The organism is Marvinbryantia formatexigens DSM 14469 (assembly GCF_025148285.1).
Taxonomy (GTDB): Bacteria; Bacillota; Clostridia; order Lachnospirales; family Lachnospiraceae; genus Marvinbryantia; species Marvinbryantia formatexigens.
In genome coordinates, this window is the sequence record NZ_CP102268.1 from 1,673,127 (window position 1) to 1,686,128 (window position 13,002).

Annotated in this window: 9 protein-coding genes; all 9 read right to left on the reverse strand. The window is 50.8% G+C overall.

Annotated features, from left to right (window positions below; all coding sequences use genetic code 11):
* Positions 1 to 15: 15 nt before the first annotated feature.
* A complete protein-coding gene (locus NQ534_RS08180) occupies positions 16 to 855 on the reverse strand; it encodes a carbohydrate ABC transporter permease (RefSeq protein WP_006860720.1) in 840 nt (279 codons plus the stop codon).
* A gap of 3 nt (positions 856 to 858) precedes the next feature.
* Positions 859 to 1,764 carry a carbohydrate ABC transporter permease gene (locus tag NQ534_RS08185; RefSeq protein WP_006860719.1) on the reverse strand — a complete coding sequence of 302 codons (906 nt, stop codon included), beginning with the start codon at positions 1,762 to 1,764 and terminating at the stop codon, positions 859 to 861.
* 142 nt (positions 1,765 to 1,906) lie between these two features.
* Complete coding sequence (locus NQ534_RS08190; protein ID WP_006860718.1) at positions 1,907 to 3,169, reverse strand: ABC transporter substrate-binding protein; 1,263 nt, start codon at positions 3,167 to 3,169, stop codon at positions 1,907 to 1,909.
* 207 nt (positions 3,170 to 3,376) lie between these two features.
* Positions 3,377 to 5,137 carry a response regulator transcription factor gene (locus NQ534_RS08195; protein WP_006860717.1) on the reverse strand — a complete coding sequence of 587 codons (1,761 nt, stop codon included), beginning with the start codon at positions 5,135 to 5,137 and terminating at the stop codon, positions 3,377 to 3,379.
* On the reverse strand, positions 5,130 to 6,920 hold the full coding sequence (locus NQ534_RS08200; RefSeq protein ID WP_050778274.1) for a sensor histidine kinase: 1,791 nt from the start codon (positions 6,918 to 6,920) through the stop codon (positions 5,130 to 5,132). The genes NQ534_RS08195 and NQ534_RS08200 overlap by 8 nt, the downstream gene beginning before the upstream one ends.
* A 109-nt stretch (positions 6,921 to 7,029) precedes the next feature.
* On the reverse strand, positions 7,030 to 9,141 hold the full coding sequence (locus NQ534_RS08205; protein ID WP_006860715.1) for a glutamine synthetase III family protein: 2,112 nt from the start codon (positions 9,139 to 9,141) through the stop codon (positions 7,030 to 7,032).
* A 79-nt stretch (positions 9,142 to 9,220) separates the two neighbouring features.
* On the reverse strand, positions 9,221 to 10,951 hold the full coding sequence (locus tag NQ534_RS08210; RefSeq protein WP_040782036.1) for an AAA family ATPase: 1,731 nt from the start codon (positions 10,949 to 10,951) through the stop codon (positions 9,221 to 9,223).
* Positions 10,952 to 11,320: 369 nt separating this feature from the next.
* Complete coding sequence (locus tag NQ534_RS08215; protein WP_242655311.1) at positions 11,321 to 12,250, reverse strand: alpha/beta hydrolase family protein; 930 nt, start codon at positions 12,248 to 12,250, stop codon at positions 11,321 to 11,323.
* A gap of 33 nt (positions 12,251 to 12,283) precedes the next feature.
* A complete protein-coding gene (locus NQ534_RS08220) occupies positions 12,284 to 12,991 on the reverse strand; it encodes a RibD family protein (protein WP_006860712.1) in 708 nt (235 codons plus the stop codon).
* Positions 12,992 to 13,002: the final 11 nt, after the last annotated feature.

Consider the following 13,002-nt stretch of genomic DNA (forward strand, 5'->3'; position numbering starts at 1 on the left):
TCTCTGTCCTTTCTGTCAGCCCTTTATGCCGCTGCTTGCGATGCCCTGCACAAACTGCTTCTGCCCGATAAGGAATATAATAAATACCGGTATCAGCGCCATCACGGAGACTGCCATAATCAGTCCCCACTCCGTGGAATACTGACCCATAAACATCTTGATACCAAGCTGGATGGTCTTTTTGGATTCCGTGTTGAAGTAAAGCATCGGTCCCATGTAATCGTTCCAGATGGTCACAAAGCTGAAGATAACCAGCGTTGTGGCGGACGCCTTGCTGAGGGGCAGCGCTATCTTCGCAAAAATGCCATATTCCGACATTCCGTCAATTCTTGCCGCCTCCAGCAGCTCGTTGGGAATCGAGATAAACGCCTGGCGCATAAGGAACACGCCGAACGGGATGAACGCCTGCATAAAAATGTAGCCAATATGCGTATCCACCAGATGCATTTTGTTCATCAGCGTATACTGCGGCAGCATGTATACCTGCCACGGAATGGCCATCGTCGCCACGTAAAAGAGAAACAGCACATTTCTGCCCTTAAAGTTACATTTTGCAAAACCGTATGCCGCGAAGCTTGACGTGAGCACCTGGATAATGGTGATGAGCACCGTCAGCTTCAGGGAGTTAAAGGTGAAGGTAAGAAGCGGTATCTTCTCCCATACCTTTGCGTAGTTGCTCCACTGCGGGTCTGCCGGAATCCACTGAATCGGCACGGAAAATACGTCTTTATCAAGCTTCAGCGAGGCAGACAGCATCCAGATAAGCGGTGTCAGCGTGAGCACCGTCAGTCCGATAAGCAGTACATAAACCAGCACGCTTCCTGCCAGATTTTTCTTTTTTGTCACTTTTGCCACCTCCTAATAATTGACCACTTTTTTCTCTGCTTTGAACTGGAATACGGTGAGCAGCGCTACGATTACAAACAGAATCATTGCCGCAGCGGAGGATTTTCCGTAATCCCAGGAAACAAACGCCTGGTTGTAGATGTACTGCGAAAGCATGGTGGATGCGGTTCCCGGTCCGCCCTGCGTCATCAGCCATACCAGGTCGAATACTTTGAAGGAGTTGATGACCAGCATCATGACAACGAAGAAGGTGCTCGGACTAAGCAGCGGCCAGGTGATTTTCCGGAACAGCGTCCAGCCCTTCGCGCCGTCGAGCGCCGCCGCCTCATACAGGCTTTCATCGATGTTCTGCAGCCCCGCCAGATAGATAATCATGAAATAGCCCATGTTTCTCCAGACATTCACAATAATCAGTCCGGGAATTACCCAGTCCGTGGAAGCGAACCAGCGCGGCGGATTAGCGATTCCGATAAATTTCAGAAATTCGTTCACGGGACCGTAATCCGGCTGCAGCATGGCATTCCACACAACAGAAATCGCCACAACAGACGCCACATAGGGGAAGAACAGCGCGCAGCGGAAAAATCCTCTCGCCTTTATCTTCTGATTCAACAGCAGCGCAAGCCCCAGCGACGCCACCATAGAAAACAGCACGGTGAAGATGGAAAAATATGCCGTTTTCCAGATAGACTGTACAAAAATTCTGTCTTTAAATATCTTTATGAAATTGTCAAGCCCCGCAAATTCCATCTCCGTAAAACCATCCCAGTGGGAAAAGCTCAGAAGGAGGGAGAAAATTACCGGAATAAAGGTAAAGATGAAAAACCCGATGAAGTTGGGCAGAATGAAGGAATATCCCACGATATTCTGCCTCAGGGCAAGCGAAAGCCCTTTTTTGTTTCCTTTTGTTTTATTCATTGAATCTCCTTTCCCGTTCTGCGTCAGATTCCAGTGCAAAACAGGGCGGCAGTTACTCCTGCCGCCCTGCCGGTTAATCTATGATGCTCTCGGCATTTTATGAATTTCCTGTTTTTCGTCCGTGACGCCTGACGTCATCCCCTTACTCTCCCTGGATTTCCTGGGAACGTGTTGCCATTTCCGCAAGCACCGTGTCGATATCCGCTTCACCAATCATAATCAGGGAATGCTCTTCACCCAGCATCTGGTTTACTTCTGCGGAGTAAACATTTACCGGTCTGTCTGCAACCACGCTGACGGTCTTCAGCGCTTCTGCCGCACCCTCCGGCATACCTTCCAGAGCCGCCAGAGCTTCCAGTGTACCGTCATCCTGGTAAGCCGGCATCTGTCCGTTCTTTACCAGAATCTCGTTTGCTGTTGTGCACGCATATTTGATAAACTGCCATGCTTCTTCTTTATGAGAAGAGTTTGCATTGATAGCCATCGGTGTTGTGGAACCAACGGTGCTGCCTGCTTCTACGCCATCCGGATGCGGAAGGGTTGCGATTGCCCAGTTTACATCTGTCTCGCCTGCGTTTACTTTCGCAATCATCGTGGAGGAGAACCAGGTTCCCATCGGCAGCGTCGCTACGGTGCCCTGCTGGAACGGAGAAGCATAGGCGATGTTGCCGGTCTTCAGCGTTGCATAATCCATGATGGTTCCCTCTTCCTGCATTCTCAGAGCCATCTCATAATACGGTTTCATGAAGCTGTAGTCCGGTCCGAGAATGGTGTTCGCACCGTCCTGCACTGCCCAGTTCTGCACACATGCCTGCCATGTATGAAGGTATCCGCCGTAAATCTTGTCGTTTCCTTCGCCGCTCGTCAGCGATTTGCACATTTCCTCCCACTCTGTCCAGGTCATGTCGTTGCTCGGATAGTCAACGCCCGCTGCGTCAAAGATGTCCTTATTGTAGTACAGCACATAGTAGTCTGTCTTGAACGGGAGCGCTACCTGCTTGCCGTCCAGATTGAAATCGTCGTATCCCACAAATTTGGAGGTATCGATTCCGTCCGCCTCGATGTAGGAGGTCAGATCCTCAAGCTGTCCCTTGTCCGCATAGGAAGGTGTGCCGTCCGCCTCCTTGATGTATACGATATCGCACTCAGAACCGCCGTTCAGCATGGTGGTAAGCTTTGTCACATAATCTGCCGCCGCAATGTCCACGATATTGATTTTGATGTTCGGATTTTCCGCCTCAAATCCATCCACAACATCCTGGATATACGGGGTGCTTGCAAGGTCCCATACCGGGAAGGTAAGCGTAACCGTATCTTCCGCTGCCGCCATGATTCCTGTTCCGCCAAGTACGCCGGCTGCCATTGCAGCAGACAGTGCCATTGCCATTACCTGTTTCTTTCTCATAACTATATCCTCCTGTGATTTTAGATTTTGCCGATACACTCATTTATGTATCCCTTGTTCTGATGAATCCATTATATAAACCGGACGGGAAAAAAGGAATCAAAAAAGCCGGAGAGTTTTTGTACTTTTTTCTACTCTCCGGCTTTCGGGCTGTTACTTTTTTCATCTGTTTGTACTTTTTTCAGCTCGTGGCTGAACAGAAATATTCTACTCCGCCTCTGTCATGTGCTTCTGATAGCTGGTCGGGGACATGCCGGTGTATTTCCGGAATACCTTCGAAAAGTAATAGGCATTTTCATATCCGAGACGGCAGGCGATTTCCGTCACCATCAGCTCTTTTTCCTCCAGAAGGCGGCAGGCATATTCGATTTTCGTGCTGTTTATGAAATCGATAAAGCTCTGCCCGTACTCCCGCTTAAAGATGGTGGAGAGGTACCCGGCGGAAACGCCCAGATGATCTGCCGCCTCCTGCAGTCCCACATGGGACTCGATATTTTCCAACACATATTGCCGCGCTCCCCTGGCAATCTGGTTTCCGGGATTCTCACCGTTTCCCACGATATCCAGAAGCGTGTTTCTCAACATGTCCAGCCACTGCAGGACCTGCCTGCGCGTATTGATATTTTCAATTTCCGCGGCGCTGCTCACCCGGCTGTAGGAGGAATTTTCCATCATGCCCAGCCCGTTCAGCGCCTCGGTCGCCTCCCGGTTCAGCTCATTTAAAAGCCAGATCGCCTGGCTCTTCTGGTGCTTCGTATTCTGCACGCGCGTCCTGGCGCTGTCAAGCAGCGCCTGTATCCCCTTCGTATTTTTCCGCATAATCTCATGATAAAGCTGCGGTCCGATCCCCTGCAGTCCCAGAGATTCATATCCGCCCGCGCCGTTGTCGGCGTGCTTTCCCACAGACATCACGTTCTCTCCAGTCCGCCCGGCATACAACCTTCCGCTCCCGCCGTGCTCACCGGCATACAGCCTTCCACTCCCGTCGTGCTCACCGGCAGATATCTTTCCGCCTGCGTGCTCACCGCCGTGCTCAGTGGCAATGCCATTTTCTTCATCCTCTCCCAGATAGTACCGTTCCATCAGGGTCTGATATTCCCCGGCGCACTGCTTCAGTCCATCCTCATTCTCATAGAGCCCCGTACAGAATACCCGGCACTCCGCCCTGGTAATATTCTTCACGGTGCTGGTCAGCTTCCGCCCGAAAAACTCCGCCTCCTGCTCCCAGGAGTCTCCCCTTGCATAAACGAACAGGACAAGGCTGTTCACCCCGCCGGTATCCAGAAAAATATAATTCTGCCGGAAAATTTTTTCCGCCGTCTTTTTCGCCAGTTCCCGTATCCACTCCATCGTCTTTGCCTTCTCTTCCTTTTCCGGCGGCTGTCCGCTGCTCATCGCCGCAAAGTCAAACGGAATGTAAAAACAGGCGTACCGGTAAAACACCCCCGCGTCCTTCAGAAATTCCGCATATTTCTCACCCGGCGTGCCCCGGCGGAAGAAAATGGTCTCCTGCAGCGCCTTATTGAGGACGTCCTCCTGCTGCTTTTTCTCAAAATAATCCGCCGCATTCACCACCATCAGCTGATTTCTTTTTTCCCGCTCCTCCTTCGCGTGCTCCAGTTCCTTCTCCAGAGCGGGCGCCTCAAGCTGGCTCTTCACCAGATAGCCCACCGCCCGGTAATGGAGCGCCTGCCGCGCCAGCTCAAATTCCTCCAGATTTGTCAGAATAATAAAAACAATATGCGGAAACTCCTCGCCCACCTTCTTCATCAGCGTGATTCCGTCCATAACCGGCATATTGATATCCGCCAGCACAATATCCGGCTGCAGTCTGCGGATTTTTTCCAGCGCATCCTGCCCGTTTCCCGCAGTCGCCGCAATCACGCAACCGTTTTTCTCCCAGTCTATCAGAAACTTTATCCCGGATAATATCAGCGTCTCGTCGTCCACGAGCATGACCTTATACATCGCTCTCTTCCTTTCCCGTTTCCATTGGTATATGTATGGTAACTCTGGTAAATTTCCCTTCTTCTCCCTCAAAAATCAGACCATAATCCGGACCGTAAATCAGCTTCAGACGCTCGTCCACATTTGTCACGCCGATCCCGCTCATGGAATTTTTGTTCTTCTTCGCTTTCAGGATTTCGCGGATTTCCGTTTCGTCCATGCCCATCCCGTTATCCTCTATGGAAATGTAAAGCGCTCCGCCCTCAGCGCGCGCATACACCCGTATCACGCCGTAGGTTCCGGTCGGCTCAATACCGTGGACAATCGCGTTCTCGATAATCGGCTGCATAGTCATCTTCACGATCAGATAATCCCGATACTCCTCCGGAACCTCACAGATATAATCAAAAACTTCCATATACCGCACCTGCTGCAGGTTTACATAATCCTGCACCAGCGACAGCTCCTCCCGCAGCGTAACCTTATCGCCGCTTCCCTTCGCCATATTCCGCAGCAGATTTTCCAGGCTCATCACCGTATTGGCAATATTATCCGCGTTCTGTATCACTGCCATCCACCGCACAGAATCCAGCGTATTATAAAGGAAATGCGGATTAATCTGCGCCTGCAGGGCGTCCATGCTCAGCTTCTGCTTCTGCTCGTACATTTCCCGCTGCTGCTCGATCAGGTGATTGATGCGCCGCACCAGATGATTAAACTCCCGTCCGATTTCCGCCACCTCGTCCTCACCCTTTTCAATCGTCTCGTCCACAGTGAGCAGCTTCGTCTCCGCCAGATAATTGATATGGCTGCTCAGTCTGCCGAGCGGCTGGGTAATCCTTCTGGAAATCAGCCTGGATACCGCCAGTCCCATGCAGATGACCAGGATCACCGTTGTCAGCAGCACCCAGAATACGTATCGGTTCTCCATTGAATAGATTCCCGCGTCAATCAGCACCGCGACGGACAGGGCGAAGGGCGTAAACTCTGTTTTCTCTTCATAATACCGCGACGTTATGCTTCTATCCTTTATGTGCTCTTCCATTTCCGGCGACGAATACCACGCATCGCCGGCGTCCGTGCTCTGAATCACAATCTCCGCCGCATCAGCATAGGGCGCCAGCAAATCCGTAATCATGCGGTCGCTTACTTCTATATAAAGAAAGCTGTTCTGCTCCATATCGAGCGGGTACAGGTAAGAAAGCTTTCGCTCTCCCTTATCCACTACCGACTCCGTAATCTCTGCAACCGCATTTCTTCCCTTTTCCGCCTTTTCAAACAGCGGGCTTTCCAGAATCTGGTCCGTCAGAACCACACCCGTGCCCGACGTAACCACAATCTTAACGCCGGCTCTGTTAATCAGGAACATATTGTCCACATAACGCTCCACCGGACTTGCGCTCAGCGCGGTAGCCAGCTTTTCCTGCGCGTCCAGCGCATATCTCTTTGCCCGAACACTCTCCAGACTGCTGTTCTTCAGAGCGCCGCGCACCGCCAAACTTCCCTCCGCATACAGCGCCAGCGTGTCCAGATTGTTCTTCGCATCCTCCAGATACGAGTAAATCACGGACAGGTATCCCCGTTCGGTATCGACTTTCTTCATCATAAGCTCATGCCCGAACAGCGCGCCGATGGTCAGATTGGTCACGATGCAGAAAACCACCACCGGTACCAGAATACTCACCAGCACTTTATGCTGAAACCGCGGCTTTCTTTGCGCCGCTTTCTTTTTCTTTTCTGCAACAGTTGCCTCACTCACCCTGCCGTCCCTCGCTTTCCGGAAAATCAGACGTCTTTTATTCATTATAGCTTCTTTTCCGGTGAAAATCATCTTCTTTTTTGTGCATGGCAACAGAAAAAAGCAGACACGCCTTCACGCATCTGCTTCCTCTTAACATTTTTTCAGCCCGGTTCTATACCTCAAACAGCAGATCACCGTAGGACGGCATCGGCCATTCTTCCTTATCAACAATCATTTCAAGCTGATCTACCGGCACGCGCAGCTCTTCCATCGCTTTGGAAACCACCTCATAATAATAAGTTGCCTGTTCCTGGCCCGGCTGCATTTTTGCCGCCTTGTCGGTCACTTCCTCCAACTTTGTCAGAGAGGTCTTTGCTGCAGCAAGCAGACGGCTCGACTGACGCAGCATTTCCAGCGGCACATGAACCTCAACGCCCGCTTCTTTCATGGTATTTACCGTATCAGAGAGATTGCGGTTAAAGCGCAGCACCGCCGGGATAATGTGCTTGCTTGCAATGTCGATCATGGCGCGCGCCTCAATATTCAGCGCCTTCGCATAGCCCTCATATTGTATTTCCACGCGGGAGCGCAGCTCCGCCTCCGTGAACACGCCGAATTTTCCAAACAGTGCGATTGCTTTATCGGTTACGAGCGCCGGGATCGCCTCCACCATCGACTTGATGTTCGGCAGTCCGCGCCGCTCGGCCTCCTCCACCCACTCCTGGGAGTAACCGTTGCCATTAAACACGATCCGATGATGCTCGCTCGCATACTGCTTGATTAAGTCATGAACCGCCATCTGCACATCATCCGCTGCCTCCAGCACATCGCAGGCGTCAGAAAACGCCTCCGCGACAATGGTGTTGATCACCACGTTGCACTCCGCAACGGAATCTCTGGAACCGACCATACGGAACTCAAATTTATTTCCGGTGAACGCAAACGGAGACGTACGGTTGCGGTCCGTGGCATCCTTCGCAAAATCCGGCAGCGTCTTTACGCCGGTGTGCAGGGTACCGCCCTTAATGCTGTGCGTTGCCTCGCCCGTGCTGATAAGCTGCGCCAGCACATCCTCAAGCTGCTCGCCCAGAAATACAGAAATGATTGCAGGCGGCGCTTCGTTCGCACCGAGACGATGGTCGTTTCCCACATCCGCCGCAGACTCGCGCAGAAGATCCGCATGACGGTCCACCGCGCGCAGAATGCAGGTGAGAATCAGCAGAAACTGGATATTCTCATGCGGCGTCTTGCCAGGGTCAAGCAGATTGATGCCGTCGTCCGTCGTCAGCGACCAGTTATTGTGCTTGCCGGAACCGTTTACGCCCGCGAACGGTTTTTCGTGGAGCAGGCACTGCAGCCCGTGCGCCTCCGCCACGCGCTTTAACGTCTCCATGATAATCTGGTTATGGTCCGCCGCCACGTTGCACTCCGCATAAATCGGCGCAAGCTCGTGCTGCGCTGGGGCAACTTCATTGTGCTGCGTCTTTGCGGAAACACCGAGCTTCCAGAGTTCCTCATTCACATCACGCATAAACGATGCGATTCGCGGACGGATAACGCCAAAATAATGATCGTCCAGTTCCTGCCCCTTCGGCGGCATCGCGCCGAACAGCGTGCGTCCGGTAAAGATCAAATCCTTGCGCTTTAAATATTTCTCGCGGTCTACTATAAAATATTCCTGCTCTACGCCGACCGACGGCTTTACCTTCTTTGACGTGGTGTTGCCCATCAGACGGAGCAGGCGAAGCGTCTGCGTCTGGATAGCCTCCATAGAACGCAGCAGCGGCGTCTTCTGGTCGAGCGCCTCACCTGTGTAGGAGCAGAACGCCGTCGGAATGCAGAGGATTGCTCCCCCCTCATCCTGGCGCACGAATGCCGGGGAAGTGCAGTCCCAGGCGGTATAGCCGCGTGCCTCAAAGGTAGCCCGCAGACCGCCGGAGGGAAAGGAGGACGCGTCCGGCTCGCCCTTTATCAGCTCTTTCCCGGAAAACTCCATCTGCACGGAACCATCCTTCGACGGCGCCGTGATAAACGCGTCATGCTTCTCCGCCGTAAATCCCGTCAGCGGCTGGAACCAGTGCGTATAGTGCGTGGCGCCCTTTTCAATCGCCCACTCCTTCATGGCTCCCGCCACCACCTCGGCTATCATCGGGTCCAGCTCTTTTCCATCGTCAATCGTCTTGTGAAGCTCCTTATAAACCTTCTTTGGCAGCTTCTCCTGCATCACCTTGTCGTTAAACACATTTTCGCCGAACAGCTCGGCAGCACTTACATATTCGCTCATATACCCTCCATATCTCTAAACAGCGGGGGCAGAAACACAAAGGATACGGCTCTGCCCTCAGACTATATCAAATAATAGCTCATTCATGGGGAAAATGCAAGAAAGAATAAGGCTGCTCCTCTATCAGCACCCTTTTCCCCTCAAATGCAAATCCCAGGCTGCGGATACATTCGGGGGCGATTCCTCTTTTCACCAGTTCTTCTGCATACCGCTTTTCTTTAATCTGGGCAAGCGCCTCCTGAGCCGTCTCTTCCAGGGATTTTTCTTTTTTCGGATTGCGCACCTTAAACTCCATCAGAATTGCATCCAGCCCTGCTCTCTTCGGAAACAGCACCACATCATATCTGCCAAAGCCGCTTTCCCGGTTGGAATTGATTTCATAGGAATCCGCCAGATCCACCATCAGCCCCAGCACAAAACCATGATAAAAGCGCTCCGGCTCCGTCTTCTTGGAGGGATTCTTTCCGGTATCAAAAAAGCTGAACACCGATACCGCAATGCGGTTCATATATTCATTCATGGCATCCGTGTCCTTTTGCAGAAGACCTCTGATAAAATCGTTGTAATCCGACGAAACGGTTCCAAACCAGTTGTGGATCATCGTCCGGAACATCAGCTTCACTTCCAGATTTGTAAGCGCAAGCGTATAAACCGGCGTCCAGTTATCCGTTCCTTCCCCCTCAATCCGGTAATCCTCCAGTTTCAGATAGCCGCTGGCAAGCAAAAGACTCCAGAGCGCAGTCTCATCCTCTAAAAGACGGTCGTATACAATCTGTTCATCCATCCGCACCTCCAGACTTTCCCCACGCATTAGTCTCTCAAAATCTATTTTCAGCTCCCGGTTTCCCTCCTGAATCTGCTTCGCAATCAGACTGTTGCTGCTGGTATTTGTCCAGTACAGACCGAACTCCCGCCTGTCCAGATAATTTACAATCGACCAGGGATTGTATATATTGCGTACCCTTCCAAAGGTAAATCCATCGTACCACCGCTCCACCTGCTCCATCTGCGCCGACAATCCGTACTCCTTCAGGCTCTCAGCCGTTTCTTCCTTCGTAAATCCAAAACAGTCCGCGTATTCTTCCGAGGTCGTTGTCACCACCTTCAGATTATTCAGATCCGAAAACACGGATTCCCTGCTGACACGGGTGATGCCGGTCATAATTGCGCGCTCCAGATATGGATTTGTCTTAAACGTGGCATTAAACAGACTTCTTGTATAAGCCGCAAGCTCGTTCCAGTATCCGTCCACAAAGGCTTCCTGCATGGGCGTGTCATATTCATCCAGCAGAATAATCACGTTTTTCCCATAATACCGCGCCAGGAAAGAGGACATTCTGTGCACCGCCATAGTAGCCGTCACCTCCGGCATATTCATGGAAATACTCCGGTAGTACGCCTTCTCCTCTTCAGACAGCAAATCCCCCTCCAGTAAAAAGCGGTTTTCATTATATAAATCCGCCAGAAGCTGTCCGATTCTCTGCACGGTCGTCTGATACGTTTTTTCTTTCACGTTGGCAAACGACAGATTAATCACCGGATATGTTCCCTGCAGCTTCCGGTACTTCTCTTCATTCCAGATAAACAGCCCCTGAAAAAGCTCCCCTCTGCGCGCACATTTCCGTGAAAAAAATTTTTCCAGCATGCTCATGGTCAGTGTTTTTCCAAAGCGGCGCGCTCTGGTAATGAGCGTCACGTCATCGTCCCGCTCCCACCACTCTTTTATAAAGCGGGTTTTATCCACATAAAAGTTATTATTTACCCGGATTTTTTCAAAATCCTGCTTTCCTATTCCAATCGTTCTCGGCATAGCCCCATCCTTTCCGGCAGGCGCCTCTCTGCTCCCTTTCCAGTCGCAGTTCCTTATACTCCTCTGCCCCGGCGGTCCTTTTACAGACCGCCCGGCAGGTAAACCTATGTTTATTTTAACACGGTGCATTTTTCCGTGCAACAGCAAACATGTCAGAGCAGCGCGCCGATACTATGGATGCACCATTTTATTTCAGAATTTTCTTACTTATTCTCTGATTCTTCTTCCGCTCCCACCAATTCCAAACGTACTGTCCCGGATTCATTTCTCATTGTCTCGGCCCCTGTTTCTGCATGACCTAATGGAATCACCTCTACAATAGTCTGTTCGTAAATATCGTCATAAAAAATTATTTCATGCTTCTTTCAATCAGTTTTTATGTTCATTCAGATATTCCAGCGTCCATTCTATCGTTTGTCTCGCATCCTCACCATAAAACCCATGTCCTGCTCCCGGTAAAATTTCCAGGCGGGCAGAATCATATATCTCCAACGCCTTTTCTGAATAAGAAAGAGGAACGATGCTGTCTGCATCTCCATGAATCAGTAAAACGTCTTTATCATAGCCTGCGGCTGCTTCATAGATATCATAATCCAGCAAGTGTTCCGCATAAGGGCGCCCTATTGTCATCCACATTGAAAAAAAGGTATCCGGAATATCTTCTACACTCTCAAACCGCTCCTTCATCATATCAACCAGACAAAAAGCAGGATATAAAAGAACCGCTCCTCTGATTTCATCCTTATGAGCTGCAGCTGTAATTGCTGATACAGCACCGCCCTGACTGGTTCCCATCAAAAAAAGATTATCGCGGTCCACATAGTCCAGGCTTTGAATCATAGCCATCACAGCCTCCAGATCAGCCTGTTCCGTAAAAATAGACATTTCCAATGTGGAGCCATCGCTCCGGCTTTCAGGACTGCCGCCACAGAAATCAAAGCAATAAACAACATAGCCTTTCGCGGCCAGAGCTTCTGCATATTGCTCTCCGACCTGATAGTTTCCGCCAAATCCATGTGAGAAGATAACCGCAGGCATCTGTTCAGCAGCTCCCTGTGGGATATAAATAACGCCGTAAATTTGATTGTCATCCCTCCTGGTATAGAGTTCCCCGGTTATATACTCATAAGTAATATCTTCTGTATCAGATGCAGTCGTATCCGTTTTCTCTGACTGCGAAGGCTGCATCATCTGCGGTGCAGCAGATTCCTCTGGTGTTTCACTCCCAGCAGTACATCCGCTAAACAAGACCATACAGAGCAGCAGAATAACAACACTTCCGGTATATATCCAACGCACAGTATCCTCCCCTCCCCGTACCTGCTTTGTTTCTTACTTAACGAGATACGTCAGCCAGACACCACTGTCCCTTAATTGCTCTGCATTTTTCAGTTGAAATTCTACCGGCGCAGTCACGGCAAGCAATTCAGATTTCTCAAAAACGGTAGGAGTAGAAGGATCGCCGTCTGCGGCCGGAGCCAGAATCAGACTGAGTTCATCCACAACACCCTGCTGTATAAATGTCCAGTTGACGGTTCCTCCGCCACAGATCAGAATTGTATTGATCATAAACAGCCGTTTCAACTTCTCCGTGGCAGCTTTGCAGTCCAGGGAAGTATCACCCGCAATGATATAGGAAACGCCCTTTTTCCGAAGATAAGCGCGATATGCCGCCGGTGTTTCTTCTGTCAAAATTTCAATCACATGGGCACCGGGTCTGCCAGGCTTCTGAAAGATTCCGGATTCCCAGCCGATTTCTCCTGCCGTATCCAGTGAAATATAATAAAATCTGAGATTGGTATCCGCAATATAGTCGCCATCCGGCACATCCTGGCAGTCCGGCTCCAAAACAGGCTTCTTGTACTGCGTAAACTCTTTGGTCGTTGTTGTGCCGTACAGCCATGCCTCCGCCCGGTATGCAGAACGGATACGGGCATATTCTTCACTCGCCGCCTGTGCCGCTTTTGTTCCTGCGAAAGCTCCGGCAATTTTACCGTCCAGTGCACTTAAGATATGACATATAATATATGGTCTGTCCATTACATCCTCCT

Excerpts from the sequence above, each read along its gene's own strand:
- NQ534_RS08195 (WP_006860717.1), bottom strand. The coding sequence starts at position 5,137 with ATGTATAAGGTCATGCTCGTGGACGACGAGACGCTGATATTATCCGGG.
- NQ534_RS08200 (WP_050778274.1), bottom strand. The coding sequence starts at position 6,920 with ATGAATAAAAGACGTCTGATTTTCCGGAAAGCGAGGGACGGCAGGGTG.
- NQ534_RS08205 (WP_006860715.1), bottom strand. The coding sequence starts at position 9,141 with ATGAGCGAATATGTAAGTGCTGCCGAGCTGTTCGGCGAAAATGTGTTT.
- NQ534_RS08220 (WP_006860712.1), bottom strand. The coding sequence starts at position 12,991 with ATGGACAGACCATATATTATATGTCATATCTTAAGTGCACTGGACGGT.
- NQ534_RS08210 (WP_040782036.1), bottom strand. The coding sequence starts at position 10,951 with ATGCCGAGAACGATTGGAATAGGAAAGCAGGATTTTGAAAAAATCCGG.
- NQ534_RS08185 (WP_006860719.1), bottom strand. The coding sequence starts at position 1,764 with ATGAATAAAACAAAAGGAAACAAAAAAGGGCTTTCGCTTGCCCTGAGG.
- NQ534_RS08190 (WP_006860718.1), bottom strand. The coding sequence starts at position 3,169 with ATGAGAAAGAAACAGGTAATGGCAATGGCACTGTCTGCTGCAATGGCA.